The 20,512-nt window shown below is 52.6% G+C and carries 10 protein-coding genes and 1 pseudogene; 8 read left to right on the top strand and 3 right to left on the bottom strand.

The window, feature by feature from the left end:
• Positions 1 to 31 precede the first annotated feature (31 nt).
• Positions 32 to 1,174, top strand: a complete 1,143-nt coding sequence (locus tag DYY88_RS12675; protein ID WP_063776185.1) for a tyrosine-type recombinase/integrase — start codon at positions 32 to 34, stop codon at positions 1,172 to 1,174.
• Here the strand turns inward: DYY88_RS12675 and DYY88_RS12670 are convergent.
• The 3 genes from DYY88_RS12670 to DYY88_RS12660 all read right to left on the bottom strand — a co-directional run bounded on the left by DYY88_RS12670 (position 1,167) and on the right by DYY88_RS12660 (position 4,693).
• A complete protein-coding gene (locus tag DYY88_RS12670; protein ID WP_052288475.1) occupies positions 1,167 to 1,553 on the bottom strand; it encodes a hypothetical protein in 387 nt (128 codons plus the stop codon). The genes DYY88_RS12675 and DYY88_RS12670 overlap by 8 nt on opposite strands.
• 162 nt (positions 1,554 to 1,715) lie before the next feature.
• Positions 1,716 to 2,654: a hypothetical protein gene (locus tag DYY88_RS12665; protein WP_130199424.1), complete on the bottom strand. Its 939-nt coding sequence runs from the start codon at positions 2,652 to 2,654 to the stop codon at positions 1,716 to 1,718.
• 1,022 nt (positions 2,655 to 3,676) lie between these two features.
• Positions 3,677 to 4,693, bottom strand: a complete 1,017-nt coding sequence (locus DYY88_RS12660; RefSeq protein WP_039727566.1) for a helix-turn-helix domain-containing protein — start codon at positions 4,691 to 4,693, stop codon at positions 3,677 to 3,679.
• A 628-nt stretch (positions 4,694 to 5,321) separates the two neighbouring features.
• Between DYY88_RS12660 and DYY88_RS24505 the strand changes: the two genes are divergently transcribed.
• The 7 genes and pseudogenes from DYY88_RS24505 to mads8 all read left to right on the top strand — a co-directional run bounded on the left by DYY88_RS24505 (position 5,322) and on the right by mads8 (position 20,363).
• On the top strand, positions 5,322 to 5,591 hold the full coding sequence (locus tag DYY88_RS24505; RefSeq protein WP_201279026.1) for a hypothetical protein: 270 nt from the start codon (positions 5,322 to 5,324) through the stop codon (positions 5,589 to 5,591).
• 15 nt (positions 5,592 to 5,606) lie between these two features.
• Positions 5,607 to 7,451 (top strand): annotated as a pseudogene (mads2, locus tag DYY88_RS12655) (methylation-associated defense system DNA methyltransferase MAD2); the annotation flags it as partial.
• 7 nt (positions 7,452 to 7,458) lie between these two features.
• Positions 7,459 to 7,761 carry a hypothetical protein gene (locus tag DYY88_RS12650; protein ID WP_130199423.1) on the top strand — a complete coding sequence of 101 codons (303 nt, stop codon included), beginning with the start codon at positions 7,459 to 7,461 and terminating at the stop codon, positions 7,759 to 7,761.
• 74 nt (positions 7,762 to 7,835) lie between these two features.
• Entirely contained in the window at positions 7,836 to 9,044 is a 1,209-nt protein-coding gene (gene mads5 / locus DYY88_RS12645) for a methylation-associated defense system restriction endonuclease subunit S MAD5 (RefSeq protein ID WP_437438585.1), read from the top strand.
• Positions 9,044 to 13,201 (top strand): methylation-associated defense system protein kinase MAD6, encoded by a 4,158-nt coding sequence (gene mads6 / locus DYY88_RS12640; RefSeq protein ID WP_039727567.1) that lies wholly within the window; start codon positions 9,044 to 9,046, stop codon positions 13,199 to 13,201. The genes mads5 and mads6 overlap by 1 nt, the downstream gene beginning before the upstream one ends.
• Positions 13,188 to 14,801 carry a methylation-associated defense system protein MAD7 gene (gene mads7, locus DYY88_RS12635; RefSeq protein WP_039727568.1) on the top strand — a complete coding sequence of 538 codons (1,614 nt, stop codon included), beginning with the start codon at positions 13,188 to 13,190 and terminating at the stop codon, positions 14,799 to 14,801. The genes mads6 and mads7 overlap by 14 nt, the downstream gene beginning before the upstream one ends.
• A gap of 15 nt (positions 14,802 to 14,816) precedes the next feature.
• The gene (mads8, locus tag DYY88_RS12630) at positions 14,817 to 20,363 is read left to right on the top strand and encodes a methylation-associated defense system ATP-binding protein MAD8 (RefSeq protein WP_039727570.1); all 5,547 of its coding nucleotides are present in this window, start codon (positions 14,817 to 14,819) and stop codon (positions 20,361 to 20,363) included.
• Positions 20,364 to 20,512: the final 149 nt, after the last annotated feature.

Raw genomic sequence — 20,512 nt, 5'->3', positions numbered from 1 at the left:
TTGGGGGACGGGATTTGGGAGAATATGCCAAATGGGACGCTCAAATAAGGGTAAAGTCAGCATTTCTGAGCAGAGAGGATGGCTGCGGTTGCGGTGGACATACCAGAAGCGCCGCTACGAAATGTCCCTAAGTCTGCCTGATACAGTGACGAACCGCGCATTGGCGCAGCAGCGGGCAGCCATTATTGAGGCCGATATGCTCTCAGGGCAATTTGACGAAACGCTAGGCAAATATCGCGAGATTGGCCAGGGAGGATTGTCGGTCGTTGAACTGTTTGAGAGGTTCATGGCGTACAAGCGGCGGGAAGTACCCGATCCGCGCACTCTGGAGAAGTATGAGGGGCTGCTGAAGCACCTGCAGAGTTACTTTAGGAATCGGCAGGTGCAGACGCTCACCGAAGCCAATTGCTTTGAGTTTCGGGATTGGCTGTTAGAGCAGCTAGCGCCGCGCACCGCATCAGAGCGACTATCGATCATGCGGGCCTGCTGGAAGTGGGGGAGCGATCGCGGAATGGTGCGCTCTAATCCGTGGGCAGGGGTGAAGGTAAAGGTGCCGCCAAAACAACCGCCGAAGCCATTCAGCCGTAATGAGGTGAAGCGGATTCTAGAAGGGTTTAACGGCCATGCGCGATATGGCTACTACTACGGTTTCGTGTTCTTTTTGCTCTCGACGGGATGCCGAACAGGGGAGGCAATCGGGCTGAAGTGGAAGCATCTGTCGGATAAGTGCGAGCGCGTGTGGATTGGTGAGACATACAGCCGGGGCAAGCGGAAGAGCACCAAAACAAACCAAGCCCGTGAATTTATGCTGACGCCGAAACTGCGGAAAGGATTGCAGGCGCTGAGGGCTGAGCTGAAACCGGACCCAGAAGACCTGGTGTTTCCATCGCGGCGGGGTGGACCGATTGATGACCACAACTTCCGCAACCGGGCCTGGAAGTCAGTGCTGAAGGAAGTGAGAGTGGAGTATCGTAAGTCTTACAACACTCGCCATACGTTTGTGTCTCATGCGATTGATGGGAAGGTTCCTCCCGTTGAGGTTGCGGAACTGACCGGCCACAAAGAGGAAACTTTATTCAAGAACTACCTAGGCAAGACGGGAAAGGGAGCGCAGTTGCCTCCCCTGTGGGATGACGAAGAAGAGAATGACGACGATTTAAATGCTGCTAGTTGACTTTGCGTTTCTGGTAGCTGGGGAGGCGGTTTTGCCAGCGGGCGATCGCTTTCTGATGAAGCCGATGATTGGACCGGTTGATCAGCCAGTCTTCTAGCAGTGGACCGTTGAAGCGGACGGGGCGGGCGATAGTGCTGTGGACGCCTTTGATGAGGGGTGTCCAGCCTTGGCGCTGGCAGTAATCGGCGCTGTGGTAGCGCTCCAGGGTGCGATCGCTGACGCCCAACAGTTCTAAAGCTTGCTGCTTGGAGATCCAGTCGGGTCGCTTGCTTTCGACTTGTTCTCTGAGCGCTAGTATCTCTTGTCGCATCTCAGCCATTTGACGACTACTATCTTCGAGAAGGCCACGAATTTCGGTGAGGATTTGTGCGTTGTCCATGTCTGTGGGGTTGGGGTGGGATGGAAAACTGACTATCTGACCTGGTTGAGCATCTACAGGATTTCAGCAACAGGGCAGCGACATACTTTGACGAATTCTTCGCATTCCTACTGGGGCGGCTTCGCCAAGGCATTCCAATCTTTGAGATGTAGTCGTCTGTATCTATCTACAAGCATGTTGGACTCCCTCCTCGGCGATCACAAAGGGCCAGTCCTGACGTAAGACATTCAGCAGTTCAGTCACTTCGGCTTGCCAGCCTTCATGCCAAAGGGTCTGCAATTTGGATAGGGCAAAGTCTTGGTCACCATTGGCAAGGGCCTGATCAATAGAAATGGAGACTTGAATGGGATCAGGAGGGGGCTGGCGGTGTTGCCGTTGTGCACGAGCATCGCGCTTGGCCTGATTGGCTGTGAAGCCGCGCTGGAGGGCAGTTTTGAGGAAGCCGCCGGGGTTGCGAACCTGGCCCCTTTGTTCCTGTTCCTGGAGGGCGCTGAGGGCGTTTTCCACAATCTGACGGGCGGCGGCAGGATCGTTGGAGTTGATCAACTCCAACAACGTTTTTTGAATTGTTGTGTTGGCCTGGATCCCGGATACGTGGATTAGTGCTATCAGGTCTTCCAGCAAAGAGGTTTGGGAAACAAGGCGATCCCCTTGCACTCCTGAGGAAGATCTACCAATACCTTCTCTGTCAATTCCGAAACAACCAACAGGGTGGTGGGTGGGTACCAACTGTTTGTTGTTTTTTAACAATTGATCTCTTTGTTTTGGTACGTTCGCAGAACTGCGAGAGCCCTTGTCATTAATGGCGTTTCCTTGATTTGCGTTTTCGCAGGATTGCGAGTTGGACTCGCAGCTCTGCAAATTGGACTCGCAGCATTGCGACTCGGACTTGCAGGATGGCGATTCAGACTCGCAGGATGGCGACTCGGACTCGCGCAACTGCGACTGAGCCGACAGGGGGTGGATTTCGGGGACACTAACCATCATTTGCCCCCGCCGGGTATTCAATCGTCCCTTTTGTTTGAGGGCTCCGACGGCTCGGTAATAGGTCGCTTCGTGAACTTTGAGCAAGGAACACAGTTTGGTGACATCAACGCGCACTTCGGAACCAGGGGAGAGGTGGATAACGAAGTAGCAGTAGATGAGTCCCCTAGTAGTCAAAATGCCATCTTGATGGGCTTGGCAGGCTCGCTGCCACGTCATCGCGTAGTAGGGTCCCTTTATTCGTTCGTATTTTTGACCCGTATTAGAGGGTCCGAGAATTTGATGTGTCATAGTAGAAGAATGAAATTGAATGAAGCCTCTTTCGGGTTTGCTGACCTGGAAGAGGCATTTTTCTAGGAAAGCTCGCAAACAGTTGAGAGCGTCTGTATCGGTGCCGTATTGGTGATGAGTTCGTGTTGATTTCGAGTGTGATTTGAGCACTTGCCCCAAACCCTTTCAAACCAAGGGTTAAAGGTCACCTTGGGTGACTCGTAAATAACCTATGTGGAAGCTCCAGGTTTTGTTTTGTGGTGGCCAGCGGCGAAAATTGCGCATGACAAATTGAGCCTCCTTTGTTGGGCGTTTACTTTTTGCAGCAGGAAATTAGTTGGACACCTGTCCTGCTGCATTAGTTGAATTTGTTCTCTGGGCTGTTTGTCGAACCCAAAGGCGATTTTTTAGAAAACGACTATGTTTTTGACGAGAGCTGAATCCGCTCTATCACCTGCATGAGCAAATCCGGTTGCTCAACGAACGATCTAATCACCGTCGACGGAGTAAAGCCCGCGCCTTGAGCAGCGTCAACCAGTTGCTGCCATTGCACTTGCGTCAATCTGATGCCTATTCGCCGCTCTAGCTGCTGCATAGTGCAAAAGAACTCCTCTGTCGAACACATTCACAACATAGCCTGAAAAGTTCTGCCGGAGCGTTTCTTGCCTGTTTTGAGGTTGGGACAGAAAACTAGGGATTTTTAGTTTCGCTGGTTTTGTTTTTTGAAGGGATGACCCAGTCGGGATTTCATCCACGCTCAAATGTCCGGTTTTTGCGTTTTCGTTAAAAACCGGACATTATCACATTTTGTAAAAAGGACGTGTTGATAGCGTGGGCTAAGAAAACGAAGGTGGCGTTCAGACTGATGTCTAGTCCCACCAGAGTTTGATACCTTGGAAGAAATGAGAATAGATGTCCGTAGATTGGATGCGCCACCGACGATCAGCATCCATTTCTGACTGACGCCATATTTTTGTTATGGCCCAATGCCCAAAGTCCATCAAATCTTCATTCATGACAGGTTCCTTTCGACCCCCGAAATTTTTACGTAAACATCCCCGTAATTCAGGTTCAAGGACATATGCAATCTGATCAAGAAGATGGGCATCCAGAACGTCACTCTTCCAAGTAACTAGATCGTTGATATCGTCAGGAAGCTTTTTCAGAAAGCTTTTGACAAGTGGTTTTCGATATTTTTCTGCCGACGTATTTAGATATTCAATCGTTAAAATTAGTTGCTTCAATCTATTTTCGATAAATCCTGAACTTTCTTTTTTTCTCATGAGGGATTTCAAAAAAGAGACTTTTAAGCTGCGAAAATCCTTTCTGAAACAAGGATTTTGAAAGTCAAAGTCTTTGTTGAAGGATCGCTCAAAATTCATAAAGCTTCTAGCGTCTAATGCTGTGCGGTAACAAAGAAAAGCAACTGACTTAAGTTTGGCTATTCGACAATTCTGTAGCTTTTCTTTTAAGGCTTCTTCAGGCTCTATTTCAATGCAGAAGTCCAACTGCATCAGACTTAAGTCTTTAAGCTTGCGTGGAGGAATAGAAGCATTCTCACTTTGCCCTCTTTTATCAATACCTAAGGCCAGATAACCATGATCATTCCAATCATCGATCGCTTTGGAGACCTTCTTCCTATCGCAGCCTAGGGCCTCAGCGATATCTTGTGCAGTATGACCTTTATCGCTCCTTAAATAGATGTTAGCCCTTTCCTTGGCAAAGGGTTTCACATAGTTAGAAGAGCAGATTATAGTAAGCAATCGAATTTTTTCTGGGTTCAAAGGTGAGATTTTCTTCATGAATTTGATGATCAAATAATTTTCTGAATTCAAGTCAATAAGCTTGATAAAAATATTAATAGCGTCTTTTCTTGTTGGCTTCAACGGATGATGTAGTGGGGGGGGACACGAATAAAACGCGCAATTCACCAATCAGCATCACGAAAACTGGCTCACTGAAGCGAGTCCTGATCTGATTACCTTATGGCACCAAAGACTTCTCAGAGCCCACGATGATTGGCAGTGCGATCGCGGTCACGGTAATCCCCTCTCAGAATACAACTGTCTTAGTGATTCTGTACTACTTCTGACCTACGGGTGCTCTTGCCTGTTGTTCAGCGGATGTGAGGGATTGTGATGGGCCTGCCGGCACTCTGATCAGGTTGTGTGAGTTACGCCGACCTGTGAAGAAAATTGAGTAAAAATTTTGGCAATGTTTTTTTTGAGATAGCGCTGAAAGGTCTGCTGAGGCTGGATTGCAGTCATTTACGCAGCAAATGGCTGGATCACTCGAACACGCTTTTTTGTGGGCTAAGCGAAAGCTCTACCTCCAAATCGCTCCAGAACGCTGCAATTCATCAGCCCAGCCTGAAATTACTAAGGTTCTTGTTTTGTTCGACACGATTTTGCGTTGGTGAGGACAATATAGAGACACACATTGCCCTGATCAGCCTAGAACTGACGGCTGGTCAGCATGGCAGGTGTCCTGACTCGTGGTACCGGATTGACTTTGATGGCAGAAAGTTCAGTAGAAACTCAAGTGAACTCGACAGAGGGGGATACAGCAGATAACGACATCACAGCGATTCCTGACGGAAAGCTGCTGGACTACATCACCAACCAGCCTGTTAAAGACAACAGCAAAGAGCAGGTGCGGCAGCGGATTGCGCGGGCGCTGTTCCATGAGTACGGCATCAATGTGGAAGACATGGAGCCAGACTTCAAGATTCCCATTGGGGGCCGCAATAAGAAAGTCAGCATTGCGATCTTTCGCCATGGTTAGCCCCATGAGCTAGAGAACGTGCGGCGGGTAGTGGTGTGCGAGAAAGAGCCTACCGGACGGGGCATTACCAAGATGAGATCGCACGACCAGGCCAAGAAAGACCTGCAGGTGCTCGAAGACTTTATGGCAGAGGCGGGGGAAACCTGCGAGTGGGGGCTGTGGACGAACGGCCTGGAGTTCTTCTTTTTACATAAGAAAATCACCACATTTGATGTGAAGTTCAAGGCCGTGGGGGACTGGCCCATGGGGGATGAGACCCTGGGCACCCGCGATGTGGCTTCTATTGCACGGATGCGGAAGGCGGACCCGGAACTGCTGCGGGTGACGTTTCGGCGCTGTCACAACTTCATTCACGGGAATGAGGGAATGTCGAAGGATGTGGCCTTTCGGCAGTTCCTGTATCTGATTTTTGCCAAGATGCACGATGAGCGGAACCGTAACGGCCATGAGCCACGCTTCTGGGCGGGGGCAACGGAGCAGTTTGAGGCTGAAGGTCGGAAGGCGATTCGTGCTCGCATTGAACCCCTCTTTGAAGAAGTGAAGAAGCAATACGGACCTAAGCCGCTTGACAAAGACTCGTCAGGAAAAACGTCTGATGACGATAAACAACAACAGGCAGGCATCTTCCAGGGGAATGAGCAGATTGAGCTGTCGGATCGCGCCTTGGCGTTTATGGTGTCGGAACTGGCGAAGTATGACTTTAACCGCACGGACATTGACGCGAAGGGAGCGGCCTACCAAGAAATTGTGGGCGATAACTTGCGGGGCGATCGCGGCCAGTATTTCACCCCACGGGGAGCCATCAAGCTGATGGTGGATATGCTGGATCCGCAGCCCCATGAGCGGGTGTTAGACCCGGCCTGCGGTACGGGTGGGTTCTTGATTAGCACGGTGAACCATCTGCTGAAGCAGCGCCAAAAGGAGCTGGGCATTGACCCGGCGGATGAGTCTACGGCGGAGTTTTTGTCGCTGAAGCAGGAAATCAAAGAGTACGTGGAGACGAACCTGTTTGGGGCAGACTTTGACCCGGCGCTGGTGAAGACCTCGAAGATGAACCTGATGATGTCTGCCAATGCCGAGGGGGATGTCTTTCATATGGATTCGTTGGCGTTTCCGAAGGGGCATCTAGATGGCAATGACCCGGCGAAGGAGGCGATTCCGCTGGGGTCGATTGATGTGCTGATGACGAATCCACCGTTTGGGTCAGATATTCCCATTAGCGATCCGATGGTGCTGAATAATTACGACTTGGCGGCCAAGTGGGGGAAACGTCAGGAAGATGGCTCGTTTATTCGGGGGGATGGCTACCAGACGGCGGTGGCTCCGGAGATTCTGTTTATTCAGCGGAGTATTGATTGGCTGAGACCGGGGGGACGCATGGGCATTGTGTTGCCCGATGGCATTTTGGGCAATCCGGGGGATGAGTACATTCGTAGCTGGATTCTCAAACACTGCTGGGTGCTGGCCAGTGTAGACCTGCCGGTGGAGGTGTTTATCGTTGAGGCGAATGTGAACATTCTCACCAGTCTGCTGTTTTTGAAGAAGAAGACAGATCAGGAGATGAAGGCTGAAGCCCTGGGCCAGGTAACGGAGTATCCGGTGTTTATGGCGGTGGCTGAAAAGGTTGGCTTTGACCGACGGGGCAATACGCTTTATAAGCGCAGCCCGGATGGTGAAGAATTGGTGGAAACGGTAATCGAAACGGAAACGATTCGTCTCAGTGGGGAAAAGGTGAAGCGAACCCTCAGTCGTAAACAAAAAATTGTCGATGATGACCTGCCCAAAATCGCTGATGCCTATCGTGAATTTCGTGTTCAGAACCCCGAACCGGGTTTACCCAGAAGACAAGTAATAGTCTGATCTTCATATGAAAGTTAAGAGTATTCCAGGTAAATGGTTGCATCGTGATGGATTAAGGCTCGATAGCAAGCCTTACATGTCAGGTGCTCTAGAAGCAAAAGCAATCCTTGAAGATTTATCAGTCGTCAAAGAACCACTGAAAGCTTTAACGAGTGGACACAATGGTGGAATTTACAATGGCCCAAAGTTTTCCAGATATTGGGTAGATGATCCAGAATATGGAGTTCCTTTTGTTGGTAGTAGCTCAATGCTTAGAGGATGTTTGAGAATTCATCCGAGGTATCAAATTAGGCTAAGCGTCGCACCATAATCCGAATCATAGCGAGGTAGATNNNCAAGGGCTGATGGTTCGTATCTTCAGCTTATGGCGAGTGAGCTTTTTTACTGACTGAGCGATTTATCAAACATCCTCTTAGAGCTGATTTATCTCAATTGCCATTCCTAAGAAGAAGTTATGCGGAATCGAAAAAGCTTTCTTTTCTAGAAATGGAGGAAGGTATGACTTTGATTTCCTGTTCAGGCACTATCGGTAAAATGGCATATGCTCATCCTGGCATGGCAGGAATGTGGTCATCTCAGCACGTCATGAAAGTTGTGCCAGACCAACATAAAATCTTGCCTGGATATCTTTATGCATATTTAAGTAGTGCCTTTGGAATACCACAAATAATATCTGGTACATATGGCTCAATCATTCAATCAATTGAGCCGCAGCATATCGAAAATCTACCTGTACCTAGGTTTAGCTTATCAATAGAGAAAAATATTCATGATCTCGTCATGGACGCAGGAACGCTTCTAGAAAGGTATCAAAGACTCATCAATCAAGCAACTTCCCGGCTTTTCACAAAGGCGAAAGTTGATAATCCTGAACCTCATGAATGGTTTACAGATTCAAGTGATCTTGGCTTCTCTGTTCGTTCATCTGAACTCAAAGGTATCTTTAGAGCATGGAACCACTCTCGTAGAGTCCAGAAAATATATGATCAGATTCAATCTGGAAAGTGGGATCTGCTTGGTGATGTCACTATTTTTGAATGGTTAAGATGGCGAAAAATGTTTGAGCGCCGAGATGCCGACCCTAAATACGGTATTGAAGTAATAACTCAGAAGCCCTTATTTAATCTTTTTCCCGAAGGTCGATGGTTGTCTCGAGAGTATCTACTAAACCATTCTCCAAAGTATGTAGTTCCAGATGAAACAATTTTGATCGCCAAGCAGGGGACACTAGGAGAAAGGGAGCTTTATTGTCGATGTGAATTTATTACAGGTGCCCGTATGCTTTCAAAAGCATATTCAGACCATTGCATGAGAATTGTTGTGAAACCTGGAGCTATTCATCCTGGCTACTTGTTTGCATTCCTTAGATCTAACGCTGGGTTTCGGATACTAAGAAGTCTATCAGAAGGAGCCAAACAACAAGACCTGCACTGGCGGACTGTACCAAATATTCCTATTCCGCGACTCTCCATCAATGAAGAAAATCAAATCGGAGATACTATCCGCGAAGCGTATCGTTTCCGGAATCAAGCAGTTGAGAACTTCATTGAGGCTCGTCAAAAATTGGAAAAGGTTATACGGGAGGCAGACTGATGGCAAAAGTGATTGCGATAGGCCAACCCATCAACGATGCCGAACGTCTCGTCATCGCTCACCTTCGCGATCATCTCCCCGACACCTACACCGTTGTCCATAACTTCGAAATTACCCGCTACAACCAAGACTTTGAAGTCGATATCGCCCTCCTCGCCCCCCACGCCGTTTACCTCATCGACGTGAAAGGCACCCGTGGCACCATCAACGTCTACGGCTCCAAGTGGTACCCCGAAGGTCGCCAGCCCTTCACCTCTCCCATGCTGAAATTGAGGGGCCATGCCAAGGCGTTCAAAGGGATTCTTTTAGATGCAAATCCGGCTCGCCCTGAAATTAATGGGGTCTGTGTTGATCCTGCCGTGATCCTTCCTGCCCCTGACGCCACCCTTAATGATGAACGGGGCAGAGATCGGAAATACACAACTACGCTCAGACGGGCAGAACGATTTTTCAAAGACAGTACCCGTATCGATAATCGCTTCACTCGCGACATTCGGGGCTTCCATCGCCTGGTGCTCAACGCCCTGCAAGCCAACAGCCGCCCCATCTCTGGCCCCAAGCAGTTTGGCGACTGGTCCGTCCTAGAAGATCTCGGCGGCATCGAAGGCAACTACAACGATTACCGCGTCTACAGTACCAATGCGGGGCCAAACTCCGGCACCGCCTTGCTCCGTGCCTATGAAGCCGACCCCTACATTACCGACCCTGACGAAAAAGCCCAACAGCAGGCCCGCATCAAAAACGCCTACATCGCCCTCAACCGAATGCCGCCCCACCCCAATATTCTGGGGGTAAAAGGCTTCTTTGCCAGCGAGATGGAAGACTACTTCTACCTCGTCACCGACGATGTTCCCGGCAACGTCCTCAAGCTTTACTTCGACAAACCCGACCTGGCCCTCACCTACGACCAAAAGCTCAAAATCGCCCAGGACATTTTCTCCGCCCTGCACTCCGCCCACTATCACAACAACATTCACCGCAACCTCAACCCCAGCGCCGTTTTGGTGGGCACCAACGGCCAGACCTACCTGATTGACTTTGACTACGCCCGCACCGGCACCCAGCGCAGCCACACCATTGCCGGAGAAATCACCGAACAGCTCGACAAAGACTACCTCGCCCCCGAATGCCAGGGGGGCAACCTGGCCGCCGCCAGCCCTGCTTCTGACGTGTTTGCTGCCGGGCTGCTGCTCTACGAACTGTTCACCGGCCAAAAGCCCTTCGACGACCCCAGCGACTGCCGCAGCCGGGAGGCCATCTTCCCCGTCAAGCCCTCCGACCAGGAGCCAGACCTGCCCACCGGCTTTGATGACTGGCTTCAGAGCCTCTGTACCTTCGCCATTCAGGAACGCCCCACCGCCAAACAAGCCTGGACCCAGCTCAGAACCCTGATCCGCGAGGCCAAAGCGCAACCCGTTAAGCCTAAACCCGACAAACCAACGGCACCGCCCGAACCCGCCGAGCCCCCCGCCGAACTCGACTACCGCAACCTGACCCCCGATACCCAACTAGGCCGTAAGTTTCGGGTGGAAAAAAAGCTGGGGGAAGGCACCTTTGGCGTAGTTTACCAGGTGATCGATACCCTGGCGGACATGCGTGTCGTCATCAAAATCATCTTGAAAGACCGCTACTCGGTCATCGAGCGGCTGAAAAAAGAGTTTCGACCGTTGCGGGGGCTGCCCGACCATCCCAACGTGGTCAAAGTCTTCTATCCAGACTTTTTGCCCAACGAGGGGCCACCCTTCATCGCCTTTGCCTACGTGGAGGGCATCGATGTCAAAGATATGGTCAAAGAGCGGCTGTTTTCCCCCGACGATGGCCTGCGGCTGGCCCTGGATGTGGCGGCAGGGCTAGACCATATCCATCACCACGACGTTTGCCACTGCGACATCAAGCCCAGCAACCTGCTGTGGACTGACGAAGGCACCAAAATCATCGACTTCAACGTCTCGGTGCAGGTGGGGCGCGGTGGTTCCCATGGGGGGGGTTCCCTGCGCTATCTGCCCCCCGATCTCGACCTCGACAGCGATGCCCAGAAGGCCGACCTAATGGACCGGGATCTCTATGCCCTGGGGGTCACCCTCTATGAAGTCATCACCGGCTACTATCCCTGGGAAACGGCCCAGCCCCCCGCCGGACAACCCGCCAAAGACCCCCGCGAGTATTCCGGCTTGACAGACCTGGCTCCTGAACTGGCCGACCTGATGTTGAAGCTAATTGCGCCCAAAAAGTGCGATCGCTTCCAGACCGCTGCCGATTTGCGCCATGCCCTCCAGCAAATTCAGCAGGCTCGCCGCCTGCCGCCGCCCCCCGAAACCGATGTCACCTTATCCAATCTAGGGCGGGAGGGCGAAACGGGGAATCCCTTTGTCAGCTATCTGGTCACTCTGTACAGCCAGAGCCACCGCAGCAACGCCGGTACCCGTGGCCTAGATCATCTAAATAACAAATTAGGCCATAAAACCTACGTCAACACCCTGCTGGATGATGAGCTGCTGCCCGCCGTCCTCCAGGGGGAGTTCAAGCTGGTAATCATTACCGGCAATGCCGGGGATGGCAAAACCGCCTTTCTGCAAAAGCTAGAGCTGTACGCCGCCGAGCAGGGGGGCGTCCTTGACCATCGGCACAATGGCTGCCGCATGGAGTTCGACGGTCGCACCTACCTCAGCAACTACGACGGCAGCCAGGACGAAGGGGAACAAACCAACGATGCCGTACTCGATGCCTTTTTTGCCCCCTTTGCCGGGTCAGAGGCCAGTCAGTGGCAGCCCGCCGAAGTGCGCCTGATTGCCATCAACGAGGGACGGCTGATTGACTTCCTTACTAGCCGAGAGGAGACCTTTGGCCAGCTTAAAGAAGTGGTGTCTCGGGGGCTGCAAACCGGACTGCCGGAAGCCGGCGTAGCCATCCTCAACCTCAACCTCCGCAGCGTGGTGGCCGATGTGCCCGATCGCGACGGCTCCATTCTGGAACGGCAGCTCCGCAAGCTCACCCATCCCACCTTCTGGGAAGCCTGCAAGACCTGTGAGATTGCCGATCGCTGCTATGCCCTCCACAATGCCCAGACCTTCCAGGATCCCACAGCTGGGGAGAAAGTGGTCGAGCGGATCAAGACCCTCTACACCCTGACCCACCTGCGAAATCGGCTCCACATTACCCTGCGGGATCTGCGCTCTGCCCTCTCCTACCTGCTGGTGAGCGATCGCACCTGTGAGGAAATAAAACAGCTCTACAACGGCTATGCTCCCGGTGCCCGCGAGGCCATCCTCGACGGCTATTACTTCAACAGTTGGCGCGGCGGCGAAGGGGAGAATAGCGATCGCCTGCTGACCCTGCTGAAGGATGTGGATATCGGCAACGCCACCGACGCTCGCTTAGACCGCGAGCTAGACTTCATGGCTCCGGTGGCTGGGGGCAAACGCTTTACCTTCGAGCAGCGGTCGAACTTTGACCAGCAGATCTTCACCACCGTCTTTGAAGAACTGCCCCGCGATTTTTCCGGCATTGGCGGGCGCGATCGGTTTGATGCTCACCGTCGCTATGTGGCCTCCCTGCGTCGCCGCTACTTCTTTGAGCAACGGGCCGAGGGCTGGCAGCGGCTGTTGCCTTACCGCAGTGCCACGACCTTGCTAGACCTGCTCCAGAGTCATCCCTTACCCGACGATGCCTTACCCCGTGTGCTCTCAGCTATTAACCGGGGCGAAGGGCTGACCAATCCCGAACGACTACAGGGAGACTTGGCGCTCCAGGTGCGCGAAGTGGAAAATGGCACCATCCGCAGCTATCGGATTTTTGGGTGCGATCGCTTTACCCTGGACATCTACGACCAGGCCGAAGCTGCCTGCTTTGTGGAGCATATGCCCAGCGGTCTCGTATTGCGGCACCAGGGCGCTGCCAGCACTGATGCCGAGCTAATCATCGACCTTGATATGTTCGAAATGCTTGAACGGCTGAATGATGGCTATCGCCCCAGCATCGAACAGACCCAGGGATATTACCTGAGCCTGGTGGTATTTAAGAACCTGTTGGCCTCTGCTCCCTACCGGGAAGTTTTGCTGACCACCACCGGCCACGACTTTTACCGCGTTTGCCGGGAAGACTCTGGCCAGCTCCAGTTTGACGCTCTCGACCAGGAGGTAGCCCATGGCGCTGTCTAAACGCGATAGTGAGTTTCGCCTGCCCCGTATCAGCTATCTGGAATTCAAATTCACCGATATGGATCGGGTGCTGACGGCCTTCTTTGCCCGCCTCTGGCATGGGGGTTATCCCAGTCGCTTAACCCGCAACTTTTCCCTGGAAGTGGAAACCTTCATTGACTTTGCCCTGGAGCATCCCGAACTGTTCAACGGATTTGCTGACCATCGCGACATCCTGGAACGCTGGATGAGCACCCACCTGATGGACATGGTGAATCGCGGCAAGGGCGATAAAGAAGCCGTCGCCGCTCCCCGGCCCCTGCATGGGTTTACCTATCGCCTGCGCAATCCTAAGCATTCCAGAGACTATGGCACCTCTCAACAGCTCTATGAGATGCTGTACCACGCCAAAGGCGGCAGCGATGCCCTGGATCAGCTCAAGCAGTTTTTCTTCCCCGGCATTGACCCAGTCACCCATCAGCAAAACCAGGATGCGGTGGATGTGGAGACCCAGGCGCTCTTACACCTGCCCATGACCATCTCAGATGCTCCTGATACCAATAAGCGGGGAGACCAGAGCCCTCCGGTGTGTCAGAGTTCAGCCAACCTCCTGGCAGAGGATGTGAAGCGGCTCCTGTTCTACCAGAGCTTCATTCCGCGATCGGTGATGGTGGAATACCTAAAAATCCTCTTTGCTTTCCACCTGGCCCTGTATCACTTGCGTCTGCTCAAACTCATCCCCGAAATGGTGAAGCGCCAGGGAGGTTTGAGCTGGGGAGAGAAGCCTTACCCGATAGGTATCCTGGTGGATGTGGCGAATCGACCGGACACGGGCATTGCCGGTCTGGCAGAATCCAGCGCCGATTTCCACTTTCGCCGCATCCCCAACTTTGTCAAAGCCCACTACGCCCTCCGTAAGCTGGATGAGTTCGGCAAACACCTGGTCAAAGTCGGCAAGCTGAATAAGCAGACGGAGGAACAGTTCACCGTCGCCGAAGTCGCCGCACTTCAGGGTTCCATCTACAAGAACGAACGCGACCCTTTCTTCAAACAGCGCCTGGCCGGACTGCTGGAAGACAGCGGCAGCAATAGTGAAGAGCTAGATCCAGAAACCCAGGCGATCGTCAGCATGGACTTACCGACTTTTGAGACTTACATCGAAATCCTGACGGCTCTACGGGGAGAATACCATCGCCGCTACATTACCCAGTGCCTGGACTCTCTGACTCTCAAAAATCGTCCGGGAGCTTTCCTGACCCAGGCCCGAACCCGTAACTCTCCCCGAAAATTTATCTTAGATAGTCGCTTGCTGGAGGTGCTGTTACAAATCGCCGTGCTTCGCCCTGGTGGCAGTCTGGGCTTTTACAGTGGCCCCATGCGCATTGATGAGCTGCTCAGCTTTTTGCGGGAGCGCTATGGCTTATACGTCGATCAACTCCCTGATGGAGATGGGTTTGGTCCGGCCAGCATTACCGAACGGCAGGCACTACAGGAAAATCGCCGCGCTTTTACATCACGGCTGCGAGAGGTGGGCTTTTACCGTGATTTGTCGGATGCGTATATCTCTCAGACCGTAACTCCCCGATATGAAATTGGTTTGGAAACGTCTATCACAAAGTAGTTATAGAGAATTGGTATGGCACAAGGGCTTCAGGAACTTAATGGTCATGAACTTGCCGCTGCTTTAGAGCAGATACTGTTGCCGTTATTAGCCGAGCAGGTTCGCGCTCGCCAACCGGGTCACTGTATGCAAGTGTCCAACCTCAGCACCGATTTGATGGTGCGTCTCTGTAGCGGCCTGCGGGCAGAGGTTTCTGATTCTGAAGTCGTGTTGCTCTGGGACGGTAGGGCTGGGGCAATTCCCTCAGAGATGACTGTTACCGGCACCAAACTGGTAGAGCTACGTAATCCGCTTCCAGATGGTACCCAGCGCCCACCCCTGCTGGTTTTTATTCCCGATGATTTACGCACCTCTGCCGAAGACTCATTCGGGGTAGCCACCTTTGAAGACCTCCAGGTTGGAGACGTCTATAAGCAGGTTGTGAGCGAACTGCTCAATCGTTTGCCCACTGGCTTGCAAAACCCCGTGCAGGAGATTGTTCGACGTCTAACAGATAAAGCCTGGACTTATGCTGAGTCAAAGGCGATCGCCCGTTTCTTGCTGACTATCGAGGTCAACGAATACGACCCCGCTGTTGTTGGAGCAGCACTCTTCGAAGTGGGCCTGGTGCCTGATTTTGAGTTGTTAAGTGACCCCGCCAAAGTCCTTCAGCGACTTGATCGAAACCGAGACTGTGTTAGCACCCTCACCTGGTCTCCTAAGTCTGAACGCTTGCGGGTCTTAGACCTGGAGCTAGCAAACCGAGCCTTTCGTAATAAGCTCGCTAACTTTCTGGTTGAAGTCGGTCTGGAGGATCCCCGTTACTGGACCCGCCGCATTGTTCTCGATCGCAACCTTTGGGAATTTGCCTTTAACCGCTGGCAGTTCGAAGACGCAGGGGAAGACGCAGGCACGATTGCTGTTGAAGTGACGGCTCTGGAACTGCCCACAGTTGAGGAAAACGAAGAGGATCCTCGATTGGGGGATCTGCTGGGGCAAAAGATTCTCCCAGTCGGAAAGAAGGGACTGCGGAAGTTTTCGGTCAGCTTCCAAACCGACCCTCATCCTTCTAAAGTGCCGGGACTGGCAAAGTTCGCGGCTCAGGTCATCTCTGTCGAAGCTGGCCCAGTTGGACTGGTCAGAACCAAGTCTGTCTGGAAATCTAAGAAAGCCGAAGCCACCATCTCTTTTTCCCGCTACACCAAAGTCGATTGGGAAGAAGGATGGCATTTTGTGCGCATCGTCCCGCTGACTGACTCTGGCGACCTGTTGCCCCTAGTCGATGCCAGTGGACAGCCGATCCCGTGGGGCGGCGAATCTGAGGGAGCGGTCGGGGTCTATCCCCATGAAAGTGATCTGTTCTATGTCCTACCCGATGATGAACTCGATATTGCTCCTGTTCAGCGAGCTAAACAGCGGGAATCCAGTTTGGTTCATGCTCAGCTGCGCCTACAGTTCATAGCTCTTCAGGATGAGCGCGATCCAGACACGATTCAACCGACTGCTGTTGAGTGGGCCGCTAAGTCCAACCGTTCCACCTCCAACACAAACTTTATTGAGGTCAAATTCGGTCGAGAGGGCAGCGTCAATATCCCGGTCTCAGACACCCTCAAGGTAATTGAACAGAAGATTCTGGCCGAGCCAGCAGGTAGCGTGAACTGGCATTTATCCATTGATGCCGGGGTTGTGGGCACCAGCACCAGCCGACTCTCCACCTGGCCACAGGATGACCCGACTCAACGGTTCCTACAAACGCGATCGCAATACTTTGAAGCCGTCAGTCAGGGCCAGCTGCATCTGATCACCCAAGCAGCAGACTTTTATCAACTGCAGCTCCTGGTGTCAGACTATGCCAGCACCTACCAAGCTGCTCTACAGCATCAAATACAGGTTGCTAACCAGACTGATGGAGATGCGAAGAAACGAGCCCTGGCAGCCCTCAAAACCCTCCTGGCGGTTGATACTATCGCTGTTACTATCACCGACTACCGAGGCCGTATCCGTGAAGCAGCTCTCGTGAGTCCGACCCACCCTCTGAGAGCGCTATGGCTGGCCACCTGGGCGCAAGTAGGTAGGAACTGGCTCAAGCAGGCAGCTCAAAGTGCTGACGAATTTGTGGTGTCTACCCGTGACACCCTACTGCGGTCTATGGCTCCCGTCAGCTTTCCGCCCGTCCTCACTTTAGGCAGCAGCCAGGTACTCACGGCAATTGACAATATTCATCCCCTGTGGACTCTCTATGCCCCTTCTAAAGAAGATGACCCACGGGGATTAATCAGCGACATCTGTACAGCCTTTAGCCTGGATGAGCCCGGCATTGGTGGAGCCACCATCGATGGAGCCTACCTGGCCCAGCGCCTCAAGCGATACCTGGTCCAGCACCCCTATGTCCGTACCCTAACCATCAACGCCTTTAACCCAGGGCAGGGAGCTGTCTTAGCGGATATGCTGCTGGAGCTTCAAAAAGCTCAGCCCTTCGCTGATCTGAACTATGACATTCGCCTCTTCGTGCCGGATCCTGATGCTATGGGGGTTGGCAGTGCTCTCTTCAATCTGCTATCTCCCACTTCCTCAACCACAGCTCAAGAAGCGGATAATTTTTCGACCCCCAGCAAGAACCATCTCTATCCCAAACTAAGCTTGGCGATTCGAGGAGCGCAGGAGTTCCAGCGTTCGCCTGATCAGCATTTGGCCCACATCAGCATCCTGTTTGATGTTTTTCCAGCGGAACAGGTGTCCGCTGAGCCTGCCTCCACTAAAGAAGTGACGGCTCCCGTACATGGCTTGTATCAAACCTTTGAGGTCGATTACTTCGAAGATGACAGCACAGTGCGCTGGAACCGTAAGCCCAAGCACGGTAAAGCCTTACCCTGTGAAGACTGTGGTGCTTTAAGTGATTTGCTTTCGGGTTTGCCTGCCACTATGTCTCAGGCTACAGCTGCGATCGCGACCGGACGCACCGGCTCCGACCTCCGCCCTGTGCTGGCCCTTGCCCTCGACGAGGATGACCGGGCCATGATCGTGCGCGTTCACGAGGTCAGTGACTGGGTGATCACTATCGATCGCAATATGGGCATCGAGTTCTATGACCACGGGCAGCGTAAGAATCGCCCCGACTACCTGATTGATCACTCTCCGGAGCAGGCATCCAACCTAGGCCATAGCCTGGTGATTACCTCCCGTTCTACAGAAGAACTAGAGGCCATGGTAAGGCCAGTGTTACAGAAATACGGCCTACCGGACAGTACATCCCATGCCGAAGCAGTGTTGGATCAGTTGCGATCGCTCTCCGGTCGTTTAGCCCTTAAACTCATCTCCTCCCCCAGCCAGCGAGCAGAAGTGCTCGGATTAGCCTTAGCCCGCCTTTACCTTGAGTACCAGGGCGTCTTCAGCAATCAAGTAGTAGTCCCCCTTGACGCTCACCTGGAGCTGTATCGCAGCCTCCAGCAGCAGTCAGATGAACTGGGAGACGAGGTCAGCTTTAAGCGGACTGACCTAGCGCTTTTCGACCTCAATGCCGCTTCTAGAACCATTACCTGCCGTCTGGTGGAGGTTAAGTGCTACAGCCAGAGCCAAAACTTCTCTCAGCTCAACCAGCTCAAGGAGAGCATTGCCCAGCAGATTGGCCAGAGTGAAGAAATTATTAGCTACCACTTTGACGCCCATCGCTGGCCTAATGATCGCCCAGACCGACTGGTCAAAACCCGTGAGTTTGCCCAACTACTAGAAACGTATCTAAATCGGGGCTTTCGCTATCAACTGATCGACCCACAAGCCAACGAAGAGGCCCGATTTTTCATAGAAACTCTGGAAGAAGGCTATCGGCTCGACTTTACCCGCAGTGCCCTCATCTTTGACTTAGCCAAGCCTGGCACAGAGGCCCCCGATGAAGAAGCCGGTATCGAATTTCACCGCATCGGCATTGACCTGATTCGTGAACTGCTGGAGGCATCAGCATCCCTTGAAGAACCTGAAGAAGCCACTTTGGTTGCTGAAGCGGCTGCTGAAGTCGTAGTTGCCTCCACTGAGACCACAACAGAGCGGCTTCGAAGTAAGGCAGCTTCGGTACCTAAATTGAGTAGCGCTGCTTTCTTGGGAAGTGAGCGCGATCGCTCCGTTTCCTGGGAAGACCTTCGAACTGCAAAAGCCGTGGATTCTGAAACTGCCAGCGATTTGGAGACAACCTCAGAGCCCATCGATTCAGCTAGTACGGAAGATGACCAGGTAACATCCTCCCAGGAAGAAGAAGTTTCAGCAGAACCCACCTCAACCGAGCAAGACTCCCTCAGCTATCTCAGGGCAGTAGAAGAACCACCAATCCCCCGAGCGGCTGAAGTTGAAACCGAGCAACCTGCCGTAGCTTCAGCTTCAAGCGGAGAAGGCCCGAACTATGATGTCTTGCTGGGAGTGAACGGCGAATCGCCCCAGTACGGCATTTTGGGAGAAGCTTCCGGGCGCAAAGTCGCGATCGATCTCAATCAGACCCACACCATTAGTCTTTTCGGGGTTCAAGGCGGCGGCAAAAGCTACACCCTGGGCACCATAGCCGAAATGGCCTCTCTGGCAATTCCCAACATCAACCGCCTGCCAGAGCCATTGACCACCATCATCTTCCACTACAGCCCTACCCAGGACTATAGGCCCGAATTCACCAGCATGGTGGAGCCCAATTCTGATGAAGCGCAAATTGCTTCTCTTCGAGACCGTTACGGGGCAGAACCCAAAGCTCTATCTGACGTTATCCTACTCACCCCCGCAGACAAACTGGATGAGCGCAGGGAAGAGTACCCCAGCATCACGGTTTATCCCATTAAGTTCGCAGCATCAGAGCTGCAAGCCAGCCACTGGCGCTTCTTGATGGGGGCTGTGGGGAATCAATCCACCTACATGCGGCAGCTCAACCGCATTATGAAGACCCATCGCAATAACCTGACCGTCCAAGCCATTCGGGATGGCATCGATAGTTCTCTGTTGCCGGATACCCTGAAAGGATTGGCTCATCAGCGCTTGGAGTTGGCCTCAGAATACATTGACGATACAACCCATCTCGGCGACCTGATTCAACCAGGGCGTTTAGTTATCGTTGATCTCCGAGACGAATTCATTGAAAAAGACGAGGCACTAGGGCTGTTTGTCGTGCTGCTCCAGCTCTTTGCCGATGCCGAATACGAAGGTCGCAAGTTCAACAAGCTGGTTGTCTTTGACGAAGCTCACAAATATATCGAAAGCCCCGATCTCCTCTCTGGGCTAATCGAAGTGGTTCGCGAGATGCGCCATAAAGGCACCAGCATTATGGTCGCTAGCCAGGATCCGCCCTCAGTACCTGTCTCGCTTATCGAGCTATCAAGCCAGATTATCCTTCATAAGTTCAACTCTCCTGCTTGGCTCAAGCACATTCAAAAGGCGAATGCTGCCCTTGACAGCTTGTCGCCAGATAGGATGTCCAACTTGAAACCAGGGGAAGCTTATATCTGGTCGAACAAGGCCAATGAAGATGCCTTCATCAAAGGTGCCGTGAAAGTTAAGTGCCGACCAAGGGTCACTCAGCATGGTGGCAGTACAAAGACAGCCGTCGATCATTGACGAGAAGCAATCGCCGGGACACAAATATGCTGAAGCTCTTTATTCTGCGAGTTGGAGTGGTTGCCAGTTGCCGGAGCCGCTGAAGACCGCTCAGTAGTATGGGTGGCTGTATTCTCCACTTTCCAGGAATGTCAATTGGGTTCCTCATA

It is taken from the genome of Leptolyngbya iicbica LK, assembly GCF_004212215.1.
Lineage (GTDB): Bacteria > Cyanobacteriota > Cyanobacteriia > Phormidesmidales > Phormidesmidaceae > Halomicronema > Halomicronema iicbica.
Note: the sequence above shows the minus strand (reverse complement) of the source record. Positions and strands in the feature narration are given on the sequence as shown.

Bases quoted from the DNA above. Each gene is read 5' to 3' on its own strand.
- DYY88_RS12675 (WP_063776185.1), top strand. From the start codon at position 32: ATGGGACGCTCAAATAAGGGTAAAGTCAGCATTTCTGAGCAGAGAGGA.
- DYY88_RS12670 (WP_052288475.1), bottom strand. From the start codon at position 1,553: ATGGACAACGCACAAATCCTCACCGAAATTCGTGGCCTTCTCGAAGAT.
- DYY88_RS24505 (WP_201279026.1), top strand. From the start codon at position 5,322: ATGGCAGAAAGTTCAGTAGAAACTCAAGTGAACTCGACAGAGGGGGAT.
- DYY88_RS12650 (WP_130199423.1), top strand. From the start codon at position 7,459: ATGAAAGTTAAGAGTATTCCAGGTAAATGGTTGCATCGTGATGGATTA.
- mads6 (WP_039727567.1), top strand. From the start codon at position 9,044: ATGGCAAAAGTGATTGCGATAGGCCAACCCATCAACGATGCCGAACGT.
- mads7 (WP_039727568.1), top strand. From the start codon at position 13,188: ATGGCGCTGTCTAAACGCGATAGTGAGTTTCGCCTGCCCCGTATCAGC.
- mads8 (WP_039727570.1), top strand. From the start codon at position 14,817: ATGGCACAAGGGCTTCAGGAACTTAATGGTCATGAACTTGCCGCTGCT.